This is a genomic window from Janthinobacterium salmonicoloratum (assembly GCF_051380845.1).
GTDB lineage: Bacteria > Pseudomonadota > Gammaproteobacteria > Burkholderiales > Burkholderiaceae_D > Janthinobacterium > Janthinobacterium lividum_F.
This window is the reverse complement of the sequence record NZ_JBNYXV010000001.1, coordinates 2,121,801-2,137,126: the sequence shown is the minus strand read 5'-3', so window position 1 is coordinate 2,137,126 and position 15,326 is coordinate 2,121,801. Positions and strand designations below refer to the sequence as shown.

The 15,326-nt window shown below is 56.4% G+C and carries 13 protein-coding genes; 4 read left to right on the top strand and 9 right to left on the bottom strand.

Going from position 1 to position 15,326, the window contains the following annotated elements; all coding sequences use genetic code 11:
• The first annotated feature begins 51 nt into the window (after positions 1–51).
• The 3 genes from ACQ4WY_RS09865 (at position 52) to ACQ4WY_RS09855 (ending at position 3,253) form a co-directional block, all read left to right on the top strand.
• A complete protein-coding gene (locus ACQ4WY_RS09865; RefSeq protein ID WP_436503826.1) occupies positions 52–1,212 on the top strand; it encodes a DegT/DnrJ/EryC1/StrS family aminotransferase in 1,161 nt (386 codons plus the stop codon).
• Positions 1,209–1,799, top strand: a complete 591-nt coding sequence (locus ACQ4WY_RS09860) for a sugar transferase (RefSeq protein WP_436504423.1) — start codon at positions 1,209–1,211, stop codon at positions 1,797–1,799. Before ACQ4WY_RS09865 ends, ACQ4WY_RS09860 begins: the two co-directional genes overlap by 4 nt.
• A 296-nt stretch (positions 1,800–2,095) precedes the next feature.
• Positions 2,096–3,253, top strand: coding sequence for an acyltransferase family protein (locus ACQ4WY_RS09855; protein ID WP_436503824.1), 1,158 nt, complete (start codon positions 2,096–2,098; stop codon positions 3,251–3,253).
• 257 nt (positions 3,254–3,510) lie between these two features.
• Here the strand turns inward: ACQ4WY_RS09855 and ACQ4WY_RS09850 are convergent, their stop codons facing one another.
• From ACQ4WY_RS09850 to ACQ4WY_RS09830, 5 genes are all read right to left on the bottom strand, one after another.
• Positions 3,511–4,959: a D-alanine--poly(phosphoribitol) ligase gene (locus ACQ4WY_RS09850; RefSeq protein ID WP_436503823.1), complete on the bottom strand. Its 1,449-nt coding sequence runs from the start codon at positions 4,957–4,959 to the stop codon at positions 3,511–3,513.
• Positions 4,960–4,971: 12 nt separating this feature from the next.
• Positions 4,972–6,099: an MBOAT family O-acyltransferase gene (locus ACQ4WY_RS09845; protein ID WP_436503822.1), complete on the bottom strand. Its 1,128-nt coding sequence runs from the start codon at positions 6,097–6,099 to the stop codon at positions 4,972–4,974.
• A 121-nt stretch (positions 6,100–6,220) separates the two neighbouring features.
• On the bottom strand, positions 6,221–7,381 hold the full coding sequence (locus ACQ4WY_RS09840) for a D-alanyl-lipoteichoic acid biosynthesis protein DltD (protein ID WP_436503821.1): 1,161 nt from the start codon (positions 7,379–7,381) through the stop codon (positions 6,221–6,223).
• A 1-nt stretch (position 7,382) separates the two neighbouring features.
• Positions 7,383–7,613 (bottom strand): acyl carrier protein, encoded by a 231-nt coding sequence (locus ACQ4WY_RS09835; protein WP_436503820.1) that lies wholly within the window; start codon positions 7,611–7,613, stop codon positions 7,383–7,385.
• A 120-nt stretch (positions 7,614–7,733) separates the two neighbouring features.
• Positions 7,734–8,642: a sulfurtransferase gene (locus ACQ4WY_RS09830; RefSeq protein ID WP_436503819.1), complete on the bottom strand. Its 909-nt coding sequence runs from the start codon at positions 8,640–8,642 to the stop codon at positions 7,734–7,736.
• Positions 8,643–8,779: 137 nt separating this feature from the next.
• On the opposite strand from ACQ4WY_RS09830, the gene dnaE reads away from it, so the two are divergent.
• Positions 8,780–12,319 carry a DNA polymerase III subunit alpha gene (gene dnaE / locus ACQ4WY_RS09825; protein ID WP_436503818.1) on the top strand — a complete coding sequence of 1,180 codons (3,540 nt, stop codon included), beginning with the start codon at positions 8,780–8,782 and terminating at the stop codon, positions 12,317–12,319.
• Positions 12,320–12,382: 63 nt separating this feature from the next.
• Here dnaE and ACQ4WY_RS09820 read toward each other — a convergent pair whose 3' ends face one another.
• The 4 genes from ACQ4WY_RS09820 to ACQ4WY_RS09805 all read right to left on the bottom strand — a co-directional run bounded on the left by ACQ4WY_RS09820 (position 12,383) and on the right by ACQ4WY_RS09805 (position 15,299).
• A complete protein-coding gene (locus tag ACQ4WY_RS09820) occupies positions 12,383–12,613 on the bottom strand; it encodes a DUF6139 family protein (RefSeq protein WP_353660166.1) in 231 nt (76 codons plus the stop codon).
• A gap of 176 nt (positions 12,614–12,789) precedes the next feature.
• On the bottom strand, positions 12,790–13,788 hold the full coding sequence (locus ACQ4WY_RS09815; protein WP_436503817.1) for a DUF535 family protein: 999 nt from the start codon (positions 13,786–13,788) through the stop codon (positions 12,790–12,792).
• A 46-nt stretch (positions 13,789–13,834) separates the two neighbouring features.
• Positions 13,835–14,389: an adenine nucleotide alpha hydrolase family protein gene (locus tag ACQ4WY_RS09810; protein ID WP_436503816.1), complete on the bottom strand. Its 555-nt coding sequence runs from the start codon at positions 14,387–14,389 to the stop codon at positions 13,835–13,837.
• 88 nt (positions 14,390–14,477) lie between these two features.
• Complete coding sequence (locus ACQ4WY_RS09805; RefSeq protein ID WP_436503815.1) at positions 14,478–15,299, bottom strand: MipA/OmpV family protein; 822 nt, start codon at positions 15,297–15,299, stop codon at positions 14,478–14,480.
• Positions 15,300–15,326 lie beyond the last annotated feature (27 nt).

Genomic DNA, 15,326 nt, shown 5'->3' with positions numbered 1-15,326 from the left:
TAACCGAGGCGCCGTAAGGGGCGTCCGTTGTGCCAACCTGAGGTATTTATTTTGACGACAGAACAAAAATTCCTGCCCTTCGCACTACCTGAAATCGGTGACGAGGAAATTGCCGCCGTGGTCGAATGCCTGCGTTCAGGCTGGGTCACGACAGGCCCGAAGACCAAGCAGTTCGAACAGGATTTCGCCGCCTATATCGGCGATGGCGTCGAGGCGATCGCCGTCAATTCGGCCACCGCCGGTTTGCACCTGGCACTTGAGGCGCTCGGCGTCGGTCCTGGCGATGAAGTGATTGTGCCAACCATGACGTTTACGGCCACGGCCGAAGTGGTGCGCTACATGGGAGCCGATCCGGTTTTTGTCGACACCGATCCGGTCACGCTGAACCTGTCGCTGGAGGCGATTCGTGCGGCCATTACGCCACGCACGAAAGTCATCATGCCGGTTCACTACGCGGGCCTGGCTTGCGACATGGACGCCATCCTGGCGTTGGCGCGTGAGCACAAATTGCGTGTCGTTGAAGATGCTGCGCATGCGTTCCCAACGCGCTATAAAGGACGCTTGATCGGTACCCTGGACAGTGACGTCACCGTGTTCAGCTTCTATGCCAACAAGACGATGACCACAGGTGAGGGCGGCATGGTCGTCACGCGCGACGCCGACATCGCCACCCGCATCAAGATGATGCGCATTCACGGCATCAGCCGAGATGCCTTCGATCGTTTCGTCTCGAAGACGCCAGCCTGGGCCTATGAAGTGGTTGCACCTGGCTACAAATACAATCTGACCGATATCGCTTCAGCGATGGGCATCCATCAGTTGCGCAAGATTGATGCATTTTCGGCCCGCCGCCAGCAACTCGCGCGGCGCTATTTTGAGGGGTTGGCGGATCTGCCGTTGCTGCTGCCGGCCGAGGCTGCCGATGGTGGCGAACATGCCTGGCACCTGTACGTCGTGCGCTTGACCTCTGCGGCGCCGATTGGCCGCAATGAGCTGATCCAGAAGCTGTCCGACCACGGTATTGGCACCAGCGTCCATTACATTCCGCTGCACCGTCATCCTTACTGGCGCGATACCTATCATCTTGCGCCGGAACAGTTCCCCGAGGCGGAGGCGGCCTATCATGCGATGGTCAGTTTGCCTTTGTATACGGCCATGACGGACGAGGATCAGGAACGGGTGATCCGCACGCTGCGCGAGTTGCTGTGCTGATCAAGCGCATTTTCGATGTCATCGCGGCGCTGTGCGGCTTGCTGCTGCTGGCGCCGTTGCTGGTGCTGATTGCTGTGTGGGTGAAGCTGGACTCCGCGGGACCGGTGTTTTTCCGCCAAGAACGGGTGGGGCAGCATGGTGTCCTGTTTCGCATTTTTAAGTTTCGTACCATGACGGTTGGAACGGAAAAGCAGGGGCAGATCACCGTCGGGCGCGATGCGCGTATCACTGGTGTCGGACACCGGCTGCGTCATTACAAACTTGACGAGTTGCCGCAATTGCTCAATGTGCTTATCGGCGATATGAGCCTGGTCGGGCCGCGGCCGGAAGTGCCGAAGTACGTGGCGCTATATACGAACGCGCAGCGCGAACTGGTGCTTTCCGTCAAGCCGGGGATTACGGATTTGGCCTCGATCACCTATCGTGATGAAAACCGTCTGCTGGGTGAGTCGGCCGATCCGGAGCGTACCTACATTGAGGAGGTCATGCCGGTCAAGCTGCGTTTTTATGAGGAGTATGTACGCCAGCGTTCGCTTGCCTTGGATATACGAATTATTTTTATGACTATAGGTAAACTGATCCGCTGAAAAAGGGGGGGGCAGGCGGACGCAACCGCCGCCTTGTCCTGAAATACCGGGCGGCCAGCATGCCACGGTCGAGTGCCTCGCCTTCGAATGCAGCATGGGCCTGAAATTTGAATCGACGGCACGGTGCAGTTTTTGTGTACGGCACCGTTGTCCGTCGTATCAGCAACTGGCGGTGGAATATGTCTAGGCAGTGTTTTACCCGCATTATTAGAATATGTGTAGTTATATCTAGTGTTTTTCACTGCAGCCCTCCCCCCTGAGGCTGAAATGCCCAACCTTTTCTCTCCCTTGTCACGATGAAATCTACTGGCCAGACCCAGATACCATTTATCCAAGCACTACGCGGCCTGGCTGCTATTGTTGTTGCAATTTATCATACGACATCGCATGTGCCTGTTGGACCTAGTAATGCCACGTTGCAATGGTTTTTTGCGTCCGGGCCTGCCGCCGTCGATTTATTTTTTATGCTGAGCGGTTTTGTCATGGTTCTTTCCACGCAAAATATTACTCCCTCCCTGGATAATACTGTCAGATTTTGGAGCAATCGGTTTTTCAGGATATGGCCAACATATTTCCTTATCACGCTCTTGTTTTGTCTGACAGAAGTAATTGTACGAAAATACATGCAGGCCAGTCTTATTGCTGATTGGGAATTGCATGCATGGACGGTAGCAGGAATCTTGCGTTCGATGCTATTTTTGCCACTGGATTACGCAGCCGGCGCCCCCTATTTCGGTGGTGCGGTGCTGCATGTCGGCTGGACTATGAACTACGAGATGTATTTCTATTTCGTCCTGGGATGCTCGCTCTTCTTTGGCCGGTATCGATGGTTGGCATTTTTTTCCTGGATAGGCATAACCCTTATCGCGCCGCTTTTCCTGATAACACCGTGGTATCATTTTTTTGATGTCACTGCATACCATGATTTCCGCCCCGGATATTTGAACCTCATTACCTCGCCGATCATTTGGGATTTCGTTGCTGGAGTCTTGATCGGTTTGCTATATATTTCACGCCTGCGCATACGCCATATACAGGCACTCTACATGGCACTCATGCTTGCTGTGTGTATCGCTGCATGGAATATTTTGGGCGGGATGCCGAGACATTTTGGCTTTCAGTTCTGGAGTGGTCCGCTTGCATTAACGTTTCTATTCCTGGCCTTGCTGAACAAAGAGAAAGAAATACCCGTGCCGGCACCATTGTTATGGCTGGGGAAAATATCGTTTTCCTTGTATCTGGTACATCCCTTAGTGATTGCTCCCGCATATTTTCTTACCCGTGGAACAGAGATCGAGAAATATACCTATGATTTCCCTTTCACGATGCTAGTTACAGCCACCTCAATTGCGCTTGCGTGGATAAGCTATGAACTTCTTGAAGTCCGCTTCAGCTTTGTATTAAAAAGAAAAATACTCGGCAATCGGTTCACGCTACGCTTGAAGCAGGTCTGACTTCAGACCGTTCTGTCTTCGGGGAAAAAATTACCCGGTGAGCAGTGATTTTTCACGTCATCGCCGGGAAATAGTTGTAGTGCAATCGTAGCGTTCATGACAGGAGTCATGCTTTTCCTGGGCTGCCGCCATAGGCGAGGCAGGAGAGACTGTATTACCTTCGTCTGTGATTGCATTGGATACACATTCGGACGCGGTACAAAATTCCTCGCAAGCGGATTGAAAATTGACGTATTTAGTAAGTCTCAATGTGTGCACTACTGCGCCAGGTTTTTATTTCGGTATCCATCCGCGAGTGCCTTGCGATCGACTTTGTGATTAATCGAAAGCGGGAGCGACGTTGTGACGATCAGTTCAGATGGAACCATATAGTTGGGTAGCATCTGACCGAGCTTGCTCTTGTAGACGTCGAGCGTGTCCTTGTTGGTCAGCCCGTTTTCGCTCACAAGAAAACCCAGCAAACGTCCCACCGTTCCATCTGGCCGGCGCAGCGCCACGGTAGCTGCGCTGGCGATGCCATCCAAGCGCTGTAGGGCGTTATCGATATCAGATAATTCAATGCGAAAGCCGTTAAACTTTATCTGGTCATCAATACGACCACGGCAAAATATCAGGCCATTGGCATCAATCTCGCCCAGATCGCCAGTACGGAACGCACGATGTCCGCGGCATTCGAAAAGTTTTTCGGCGTTCAATTCGGGGTTGTTCAAATATCCCCTCATGACATGGTCACCCGCGATGCATATTTCTCCACTGTGAGCATCAAGGAAAATGTGACCGTCCGGTTTGCTGTATCCGACAGGCAAGGGATTATATTTGGCCAGCAAGGCGTCATCAACGATGATCCAGGTACTCGCGACGGTTGCTTCAGTCGGGCCATAGGTATTGATGATAATACTGTTTGGAAAACGCTCCCGGAGACGTTTGGCGATGGCGTGCGCCAATGGCTCGCCGCAAAACAGAAAGGTCTTCAGGGTTGGCAGAAAATCTGCACAAAATTGCTTGTTGAGTAATTGCTGGTGAGCGAACGAGGGAGTAGAAACCCAGCAACTGATACCCGCATCGCGTTGTCGCTCCAGGAACACGAGTGGCTTGCCAATGAGCTTACGGTCATTGAGCACGCAGCAGCCCCCCATCGACAAGGTCGCCATCACCTCGTACATCGACAAGTCGAAACTAAATGGCGCCTGATTCATGAATATCGGAGCGTCGCCAAGTCCGAAGTGCCCGGACATCCAAGTTACCATCGAGGCAACGCTGTCGCGGCCAATTTGTACACCTTTGGGTTCTCCTGTGCTACCCGAAGTAAACAGGATATAGGCTAAATCGGCCTCACTCGTTTGTTGTCCTATCGCATGACCCGTTGCGGTAAATTCGTTTTTCTCGCTGGTGTAGCATAATGTGGCGCCGGATGCTGCCTTGATACGTTCCAGGCGTTCTTCTGGATAGATAGTGTCGGCGGGGACGAAGGGTGCGCCTATGACCAGGCAACCTGTCATAGCGATGAAAAAATTGGCCTCCTTATGTCCGTATATTACGAGAGGCACATTCTTGACGGCGCCGAGGTGTCGGGCGCGCTCTACCCACGCTGCGACGGCTGAGGCAAACTCGCGCCAGGTGAGCGTGCGCTCCCCGTCGTTAAGCGCAGGCAGTTCTGCTCCTTGATTCTGCTCGATGAACAGGCCCTGCTCGATATCAAAACGCATGGTTCTCTCTCTTTAAATCGGGCTGCGCCCGCTAAACACGTACAGTGCCAGCATCGCCAGGATAATCGTCATGATTCGTCCTATGGCACGGCAGACAGGATTGCCCATCATCCATCCAAGTATCGCAAAGCTGTGGGAGCGATTAACCATGATATTGAAGCAGACTGAATACAGGCCAAACATCACGCCGCTGACAATGTAATGCAGTGAGAGGCCGTTCCAGATCCCCATGACCACTAGTGTCAAGAACACGCCGACATTCTGTGCCAGCAGGCGCCGCGTGGAGAAGTACGGTGTTTTGCACAGCGTCATATACACGGGCATAAACACCACGTCGCGCAACCATTCCGACAAGCTGATATGCCAGCGGCGCCAAAAATCCTGGGGATTGCTGGCGAGGATGGGATTGTTGAAATTAATCGGTAATTCGAGGCCGAGCATCTTGCCGATGCCTACTGCCATATTGGAATAGCCAGCGAAATCGAAATACAAGAAGGTACTATAGCTAAAGGCGTTCAGTGCGATACCGGTAGGAGAATAATCATGCGCATTGATATTTGACAGTAAAAAACGCTCTATGGCTTCGGCAACAAGGAATTTTTGTGCAATGCCAAGCAGTACGAATTCCAGCCCCAGCAAGATGTTGTCGCTGCTGATCCGGCCAAAGCCCGCCGCTAGATCCTTCTGAAATGCTTGCCAGCGATACATCGGACCCGCCAGCAGGGTCAGCGGGAAAAATAGATAGGCTGCATAGTCGAGCCAATTGATCTTTTGTTTTGCATTTGCATACAGCAAAACATCAAGGGTACGGAAAGTAGCAAAGGATAGCCCGAGCATCGCGAGCAGCGGTAGTGTTGTGATCTTTCCCAGCAGAAGAGGCAACAAAGTGAGGAGCACTGCGACTTTTTTGGGAATTCGTCCGCTGCGGTGCAATTGCAGCGTGGACGCGGTGACCACGAGCAAGAATAGCGGCTTTTCATAGTTGGCACCATAGATCGCGGCCGCCAGTCCTATGCTCAGCAAGGTGATGGTTACGGCATATGCATTCACCATGGACTGGGCTTTTTTTACCGTCAGGAATAGCCCTGCGATGGCGATGGCTGCGATAAAAAAATTAACACCGGAATATAGTGCGATCATTAGAATTGTTGGTATTCGAAGTGAACTTTACTTGTGGCGGCAACGTCATCCTCGGCGGACGAATACATTACAATCATAATCAGCAAGGCGCCGTACAGCGCTATTAGCTTGAGTAATTTCATTAATGCACCATATATTCCATAATGCGGCGATTGATCGTCACCCAGCCCAATTCGCCGATGTGCATACCGTCGCGCAGCAGTCCTGGCCTGTATTCTCGGGCATCATTCATGTCGAAATAATGCATGCCGCTATCTTTTGCCATCGATGACACTTGCTGGCCAATCTGTTTGGCCCGGTTCGCATCCTTGTACACGTGGGGATTGATGGTTTGCATGATCAGTAATGCCTGGACATTTCGTTTTTTTAATAGATCAAGGACTTGCTTAAGCATTGCCAGTTCGATTTTGGCATCCTGGTATTGTGAAAAATAAGCGGCGCCCTCTGTTGGAAGTGACTTCAGGTATTTTTCGTGGTAGTCATCGCGCACCCAGCGAGTGTTCTTGCGCATTTGATCGGTCTCCATCGACTGGGCAATGCGTTCCTGCTCTTGCCACTCTGCGGCGGACGGAAATAGCAACTTGGGCGCCTCATTGTTGGGCGTCAACGAGACGTACTCCGAAGCGATCATCCGCAACCGGGACTTGAATGCATAAGTTCCTTCCTTTAGGGCTGCTGTATACATAAAAAGTTCGGAGTCAGTAGAAAAAGCTTGCTGAACAAGTGAGAGTTGATCAAATTCAGTTTTATGTAATTGAATATATTGGCTTACCAGTTTGCGTGCATCCGGAACTTGATATAAAGCACTTAAAATTTGTGGCTGAAAGTGCTCTATGAAAGCTGCGCTGGGGGTAGTGGAGGTATTAAACCAGCCGGGTGAAAGGAGTAGAATCACTTTACTCTGCGGCGAGAGTGCATTGGTATTTGCAGCCAGCAAGCCATAAATACCGAATGATTGAAAATGGGCATGACCGTAAGCAAGCACAGGGACATGCAATTTTTTAGGCAAATAGTTGTATGGAATGTATGTGCTCTCCGGTGTCGAGAGTTCCGAAGAACCCAAGATCACTGCTGTTTTCCCGCTTGCCAGTGCGCTGGAAAATTGCACGATATTTTCTGTAACTTCTTTACCATGGCCAATATTTGGCAAGTATAGGCCGGCACTGGGTGGTTTGACGGGGTGGTCGGAAAGGAGGAAATAAACTCCGGCGCCGATGAGCGAAGCTGCGGCAATGGCGCCTACATGGAGAAAAAGGCGGGACTTACATATGCGAGCCAACATCTTAATGCTGTTGTTGTACGTAGCTCGACAAGGTACGTGCTGACTTCATATGTTCGGTAATTTCTTGCGGCGGTATTGCGCAGTGAAATTCATCTTCAATCCGCAACGCCAAATCCACCGCCGAAATTGAGTCGATCAAGTTGGCATCGAGAAGTAAATCGTCCAAGGAAACGGAGGTCATGGCGATTTCTTCAATGATTTGCAAAATGCGAATTTCAATTTGATTGTTCATATTGCAGGCCTAGTAGTGGTGAATTATGGGCAAGTAGCGCGACATAATGTCTAGACGTGCAATTTTATCACTTTTGCAATTTCAAGCAAGAGAAAAAGTAGCCTCTACCGCTCTTAGGTTTTATGCCCTATTTTTACCATAGCAATGCGGGCAGGACACCTCGTACACATATTCCGGCGCCAGCTGCTGACGCGGCGTGACGACGGCGCGGCAGACGAAACACTGCACGGTTTCCGTCGGCTCCAGTTTCGGGTTCAGGGCCGTGCGGTAGTCGAAGACGAAGCAGTCGCCCGTGTAGTGCTCGCCGCCCACTTCCTCGAAATATTTCAGGATGCCGCCGTCGAGCTGGTACACGCTGTCGTAGCCGATTTCCTTCATGTGGATGGCGGCCTTTTCGCAGCGGATGCCGCCCGTGCAGAAGGTGACGACAGTCTTGCCTTCCAGTTCATCCTTGTGGGCGGCAGCCACGGCCGGGAATTCCGTAAACTTGTCGATGCGATAATCAAGCGTGTTGTTAAACGTACCCACGTCCACTTCAAAGGCATTGCGCGTTTCCATCATGACGACCGGTTTGCCCGCATCGTCGACCCCGGCGTCGAGCCAGCGCTTGAGCGTGTGCGCGTCGACTGACGGTGCACGGCCCAGTTCCGGCTTGATCAGCGGCATGCGCATGGTGATGATTTCTTTTTTCAGCTTGACCAGCATGCGCTTGTGCGATTGCTCGTTCGACAAGCTTTCCTTCCATTCCAGATCGGCCAGACGCTCGTCGCTGCGGACCCAGGCGAGGAAGTTGTCGATATGCTCGCGCGTACCGGACAGGAACATGTTGATGCCTTCCGGCGTCAGCAGGATCGTGCCCTTCAGTTCCAGCGCCAGGCATTGCTCCTGATACAAGGGACGCATGGCTTCCGTATCGGCTAGCGTAATGAATTTATACGCGGCGATATTGACAAACGTGGCGGCGAGGGTGGCGGCCAGCGGGCTGGCGGCGGCGGAAACGGCGGGTGTTGCTGGGGTGATGGCTTGCATGATGGCGATCGGCTTAGACTGAACAGCCGATATTATAAGCCCGACAGGCCAGGCAGGATACCCGATCCGTACCCGCGACGCGGTAGAATAGACCCCATTGAATTTTGCACGAAACGGTACACAGGATGGAAATGGTAATGCAAGAGGCCGGCGCTCCGGCAGGTTCACAGCAAGCGATGCAGCCCGGTCCTGCCTTCGTCCATTTGCGCGTGCACTCGGAGTACTCGATCGTCGATGGCCTGGTGCGCATCGACGACGTGGTCAAGGCGGCGGCGAAGGACAAGCAGGTGGCGCTGGCCGTCACAGACCTGTCGAACCTGTTTGGCATGGTCAAGTTCTACAAGGAAGCGCGCGGCAAGGGGATCAAGCCGATCGTCGGCGTCGACGTGTGGATCACGAATGACGACAACCGCGAAAAGCCGTCGCGCTTGCTGCTGCTGGCGAAGAACCGCATGGGCTATCTGCAACTGTGCGAACTGTTGTCGACGGCCTGGCTGACGAACCAGTACAAGGGCCGCGCCGAACTGCGTATCGAGTGGCTGCAGGCGCTGGCGACGAATACCTATGAGCTGTATCCGGGCGAAAGCGCGGCCGATGGCTTGATCGTGCTGTCCGGCGCGCACTTCGGCGATGTCGGTATTGCTATCGAGAATGGCAACCTGGCCCTGGCCGAGCGCAACGCCCAACGCTGGGCCGAGATTTTCCCTGGCCATTTCTATGTCGAGATCCAGCGCGGCGGCCAGGCCAACCAGGAAGCGCAGGTGCGCCATGCGGTGGCCCTGGCAGCCAAGCTCGGTTTACCCGTGGTGGCCACGCATCCCGTGCAATTTATTTCTCCAGAAGAATTTATTGCCCACGAAGCCAGAACCTGTATCGCCGAAGGCGAAATGCTGGCCAACGCCAAGCGCGTAAAACGCTTCAATGACAGTCAGCGCTTCCTGTCGCAGGCCGACATGGCGGAACTGTTCGCCGACTTGCCGGCCGCGCTGGCCAATTCCGTGGAAATCGCCAAGCGCTGCAACTTGACCTTGACCCTGGGCAAGCCGCAACTGCCGAACTTCCCCACGCCGCCCGGCATGACGATCGACCAGTTCCTCGTCGCCGAATCGCAGGCGGGCCTGGAAAAGCGTTTGATCCAGCTGTATCCCGATCCTGAGCGCCGCGAGAAAGAGCGCCCGCGCTACGAGTCGCGCTTGAAATTCGAGACGGACACGATTTGCAACATGAAATTCCCCGGCTACTTCCTGATCGTGGCCGAGTTTATCCAGTGGGCCAAGGAAAACGGCGTGCCCGTCGGCCCTGGCCGCGGTTCGGGTGCGGGTTCGCTGGTGGCGTATTCGCTGCTCATTACCGACCTGGACCCATTGCAGTACAACCTGCTGTTCGAGCGCTTCTTGAATCCCGAACGGGTCTCGATGCCCGACTTCGATATTGACTTTTGCCAGGAAGGGCGCGACAGAGTCATCCAGCACGTCAAGGATTTGTATGGCAAGGAGGCCGTTTCGCAGATCGCCACCTTCGGTACCATGGCGGCCAAGGGCGCGATCCGCGACGTCGGCCGCGTGATGGACTTCGGCTACAACTTCTGCGACGGCATCTCCAAGCTGATCCCGTTCAAGCCGGGCAAACCCGTGTCGATCGCCGACGCCATCGAGGAGGAACCGCTGCTCAAGGAGCGCCTGGAAAACGAGGAAGAGGTCAAGCAACTGCTGGACCTGGCGCAGCAAGTCGAAGGCATCACGCGCAATATCGGCATGCACGCGGGGGGCGTCCTGATTGCACCCGGCAAGCTGACGGATTTCTGCCCGCTGTACACGCAGGGCGGGGATTCCGGCGTCGTATCGCAGTACGACAAGGATGACGTGGAAGCCGTCGGCCTCGTGAAGTTCGACTTCTTGGGTCTGACGACCCTGACGATTCTCGACCGCGCCGTGCGCTACATCAAGCAGCTCGATCCCGCGCAGGCGAACTTTGACCTGGCGACCTTGCCGCTGAACGACAAGCCATCGTATGACTTGCTGACCAAGGCCAAGACCGTGGCCGTGTTCCAGCTCGAGTCGCGCGGCATGCAGGGCATGCTGAAAGACGCGCGTCCCGACCGTTTCGAAGACATTATCGCGCTCGTGGCCTTGTACCGTCCCGGTCCGATGGACCTGATTCCCGACTTCTGCAAACGCAAGCACGGCGAACGTTTCGATTATCCCGATCCGCGCACGGAATCGATTCTGTCCGAAACCTACGGCATCATGGTGTATCAGGAGCAGGTGATGCAGATGGCGCAGATCGTCGGCGGCTACTCGCTGGGCGGCGCCGACATGTTGCGCCGCGCCATGGGTAAAAAGAAGGCCGAAGAGATGGCCGAGCACCGCGAGATCTTCCGCGCCGGTGCGGCCAAGGATGGCTTGACGGCGGAAAAGGCCGACGAGATATTCGACTTGATGGAAAAGTTCGCCGGCTACGGTTTCAACAAATCGCACGCCGCCGCCTACGCTCTGCTGTCATACCACACGGCGTATTTGAAAGCGCACCACACGGCTGCCTTCATGGCTGCCAACTTGTCGCTGGCCATGGATGACACGGACAAGATCAAGATCCTGGTGGAAGACTCGCTGGAAATCTGCAAGCTGACCTTGTTGCCGCCGGATATCAACGAATCCGATTACCGCTTCATGCCGAGCGGTGCAGCGCCGTCCGTGAGCGGCAAGAAAGTCACGCAGATCCGCTATGGCCTGGGCGCCGTGAAGGGTTCGGGTCAGAACGCCATCGAAGCCATCATCGCCGCGCGCGAGGCGGGCGGGCCATTCACGAGCCTGTTCGATTTCTGCAAGCGCGTGGACAAGAAGCAGATCAACCGCCGCACCATCGAGTCCCTGATACGCAGTGGCGCTTTCGACTGCCTGAAGGTCGACCGCGCCATTCTGCTCGCGTCCGTGGCGTTCGCCATGGAATGCGCCGACCAGGCCGCCAAGGCGGCCAATCAGGTGAGCTTGTTCGGTGGCGACGACAGCGACATGGTGGCGCCGCCCGAGTACGTCAAAGTGCCCGTGTGGACCGACAAGCAGCGCCTGACGGAAGAAAAGATCGCGCTGGGCTTTTACCTGTCCGGCCATTTGTTCGACTCGTATGCGCCCGAGGCGCGCCGTTTTGCGCGCACGAAATTGTCGGAACTGTCGCCGTCGCGCGAGCCGCGCATGATGGCCGGCGTCATCACGGGCTTGCGCACGCAGATGACGCAGCGCGGCAAGATTCTCATCGTCACGCTCGATGACAAAAGCGGTACGGTGGAAGTGACGGTGTACGGCGAATTGTTCGACGCCAACCGGAAAATCTTCAAGGAAGATGAATTCCTGGCCGTCGTGGGCAAGGTGTCGGAAGACCGTTTTTCGGGCGGTTTGCGCATCACGGCCGAGAGCGCCTTCGACATCATCGCCGCGCGCGTGCAGTATGGCCGCCAGCTGGGCCTGACCTTGCCGGCCACCCTGGACGCCAAGCGCATTCGTGACGTGATCCTGCCGCACCGCGCCGAGACGGGTTTGCCGATTGCCGCGCGGGTCAGCCCGCAAGGCGTCAGTTGCGTGCTGCAGTTTGGTGACGAGTGGAAAGTGGCGCCATCGGATGAATTGCAGATGGCGCTGGAGCAAATGCTGGGCGCGCAAGAAGTGGCGGTCGAATACTGACCGGCACCGCCCGGCGCATACAACAAAGCCAAACCGCAGACATGCTGGTTTGGCTTTTTTCGTTTACATGTCTTTCAGGCCCGTGATCGCATAGCCCTTGGCGGCGATCTGCTGGTGCGGCTGTTCGATATGGTAGTTGGGCAAGGCTTTGGCATCGTCGGCCACTTCGCTGGCGCGTACTTCCAGCTGCCAGTCGGTATTGGTAACTTCTTCTGGAATGAGCTTGCCTTCCGGCACGGCGAGATAGGAAAAAATGCCGTCGTGCTCGGCCCGGCGGTAGATGTCTACACGCATGAATGCCTCCTAGTAAGCGTTGGGGGAACCGGCGCACCGCAGTGCATGCCGATAGTGCTAGCGTAACAGGATTGGGCGGCGCATGGGTTGAAGCGTGTGCTGCAAGAGGGGCGGTGGTGCGGCAATGATGGCGAACAACGACGCGGGGGCGGGGCGTCGTGCGGGTGCCGGGGGCCTCAGGCGACAGCGGAAGCGTAGTCGTCGTCTTCCAGATCGGCCGATTGCCGTACACTGTTTGCGGTTGCCGCAGTGCCTGCCGTGGCGACCTGCACCGGGCTGCGATGGGCGTCGAGGCCGCTACGCAAGCTGCTGATCATAGCCAGCGTCAGTTCGTGGCGTTTGCGTGCTTCCGAGCGCTTCTTCGAGGGAATGTCTTCCAGGGCAGGCAGGGGCAAGTTTTCGCATGGCAGCTCAAAATCGCCATCCTTGCGTGCCTGGGCGCCGAGTTCTTGCCATAAGGCATTGTAGTCGGCGAACAAACGGCCCTTTTTTGCGGAATGATGGACGGCGCGGTTGGCGTTGCCTACCAGTACCATGTTGCGGCAGCCATGTTCATGTCCCAGCTGGCGCACCAGGCGAACCATCAGGGCCTTGGGGCGCATGCCATGCAAGTCACGCGTTGCCTCCCGTACACGGCGCAAGCCTTCCGCGCCACGCGGACCCTGGAGGCAACCGATGCCTACGCCCATGCTGGCGCGCGTGCGGGAACCGAAAAAGGTAAACGCGACTGAATAGATCACGTCATCGCCGCGCGCCAGTTGCAAGACCATCTCGCCTTCGCGGTCCATCGGTTGTAGCGAACACAGCTGCAGGTGGTAGGGTACGCCCGATTTTCCCGGCACGGAACCCAGCCGTACCGGCGCGCGCGCCGCCTGCGTCATCAACTTGCCCCAACCTTCTTGCAGGATGAAATGATAGTGCTCGACCAGCAAGGTGACGCGCTGGCGGCACGACAGGTTCGTGCTCAGGTAATGACGGTACACCTTGTGCATCATGCGCGGATAGGCTTGCAGCAAGTCCTGGAACACGGGATGGGAATTAAGCAGCTGCAGCCAGATACGTGTCTGCTGGCGCTGCAGCTGTGCCCGCAATTGCAGCTTGAGCAGCTCGCGCACGCGTGACATGCCTGGCGGCATATTGCTCAGGCCCGCGTGCAGGGTAATAGCTTGTGTCATCAAAGAGTTTCCATGTGTATGTGGATGGCCGGGCGCCGGCTGCGCCTCAGGCAGGCGGCGGCCCGCTCATGCCGTCGGTATCGGCCAGCAATACCGTGGCGCTGCGCGTGGCGCGCGCCAGCTTGCGCGCCAGCGCGCCGGAAAAGCGGCGCTGCCAAGGGCTGTGACGCAGGGCCGGCAGGACGATTTCGTGGCAACCAAGCAGTTCAGCCGTATCGAGGATCGTAAACAGCAGCTCGCCGGCAAAAATATGGGCGCTGAAGGCGAGCTGCGAACGGCTCAGATACAGTCCCGCCTCGTACATCATCTGCTGCGTGGCCGGATCCAGCGCATGGCATTCACCGGCATCGTGCCGGGGCAAGCCATCGGTCCGGCGCGGTGGCGCCGGGGTCACGTGCAGCAGGCTGACGCTGACCTGGATACCCCATTCCTGCAGGCGCCTGGCGTAGCGCGCGCCGTAGATGATGTCGCTGGCGCGCTTGACGGGCAAGAGCAGCAGCAAGGTATCCTGGCCCGGCTTGCCGCCCGCGCCCGCGGCGCTGTCCGGGGTGCGGTGACGTTGCGGGGCAAGGCGCGATGCATGCATGGAAGGGATGGCCATAGTCGGAAAACCATGTCATCTTATCCATGCCATTCCCCCGTGTAAATTGGCGAAACAGCGTACGGGTTCCCCTTATGCCCCCTCTGTTTTAATAGCGGTAAGTGACATACACGGCACCGATCGGGGATGTCTTGCGCTGCACGATGGGGCTCTTGGCCGCGTCGCCCAGGCGGCGCTCGACGCCGACCAGGGTATTGATACCCCAGCGCGCATCGAAGCGGTGCTCCCAGTTGACCGTGGCCTGTGCTTCGTAGAAACCGCCTTTGGGCGTGTATTGCTTGAACGAGGTATTCGCGGCCTGGGTGGCCGTCACGCCATACATGGTCTGCACGTACTTGCGCTCGCCCCAGCCCAGCTGGCCGCCGATGCTCACGCTGTCCTTCTGCATGCCCTTGGCATCGGACCTGCCGTAGATCTGGCCTGTCGCGCCGAAATGTACGTTTGCGCCATTTTCGCGATTCGACAGGGGAATATCGCTCGACACGCTCAGCGACAGGCCCGGCAATGGCGAATAGCCCGCGCTGAGCAGGGCGCTGGCGTTGCCCTTGACTTCACCCATGCCTTTCAGGTAGTCGTCGCCGCCGAAGCCGTTGACCCCCGTGCGCTTGTGGTCTTCGCGATTGCCGCGGTAGCCCAGGGCCGCGCTGTAGCTGAAGGGCCCGGCCTGGCCGCCATAGCCGATGCCGCGCGAGGTGCTGATGAACAGGCCATTGGCCATGGCGTAATCGAGGATGATCAGGGGCGCGGCCGACAGCTTGTTGGAGCCGGAATAGCTGGATACGGCGGCGACACCGCCGCCGATGGTGAAGACATTTTCCGCAGGCGGTTCGGCCGCCGCAGCGGCCAGGGGGTTCAAGCTCAGGCCAAAGGCCAGTGCCAGCGAGGTCAACAAGGTTGTAGATGCGTGCATGGAGTTTTCCGTCAGGTGGAGAACCGA

Excerpts from the sequence above, each read along its gene's own strand:
- ACQ4WY_RS09855 (WP_436503824.1), top strand. The coding sequence starts at position 2,096 with ATGAAATCTACTGGCCAGACCCAGATACCATTTATCCAAGCACTACGC.
- ACQ4WY_RS09850 (WP_436503823.1), bottom strand. The coding sequence starts at position 4,959 with ATGCGTTTTGATATCGAGCAGGGCCTGTTCATCGAGCAGAATCAAGGA.
- ACQ4WY_RS09845 (WP_436503822.1), bottom strand. The coding sequence starts at position 6,099 with ATGATCGCACTATATTCCGGTGTTAATTTTTTTATCGCAGCCATCGCC.
- ACQ4WY_RS09840 (WP_436503821.1), bottom strand. The coding sequence starts at position 7,381 with ATGTTGGCTCGCATATGTAAGTCCCGCCTTTTTCTCCATGTAGGCGCC.
- ACQ4WY_RS09835 (WP_436503820.1), bottom strand. The coding sequence starts at position 7,613 with ATGAACAATCAAATTGAAATTCGCATTTTGCAAATCATTGAAGAAATC.
- ACQ4WY_RS09830 (WP_436503819.1), bottom strand. The coding sequence starts at position 8,642 with ATGCAAGCCATCACCCCAGCAACACCCGCCGTTTCCGCCGCCGCCAGC.
- dnaE (WP_436503818.1), top strand. The coding sequence starts at position 8,780 with ATGCAAGAGGCCGGCGCTCCGGCAGGTTCACAGCAAGCGATGCAGCCC.
- ACQ4WY_RS09820 (WP_353660166.1), bottom strand. The coding sequence starts at position 12,613 with ATGCGTGTAGACATCTACCGCCGGGCCGAGCACGACGGCATTTTTTCC.
- ACQ4WY_RS09815 (WP_436503817.1), bottom strand. The coding sequence starts at position 13,788 with ATGACACAAGCTATTACCCTGCACGCGGGCCTGAGCAATATGCCGCCA.
- ACQ4WY_RS09810 (WP_436503816.1), bottom strand. The coding sequence starts at position 14,389 with ATGGCCATCCCTTCCATGCATGCATCGCGCCTTGCCCCGCAACGTCAC.
- ACQ4WY_RS09805 (WP_436503815.1), bottom strand. The coding sequence starts at position 15,299 with ATGCACGCATCTACAACCTTGTTGACCTCGCTGGCACTGGCCTTTGGC.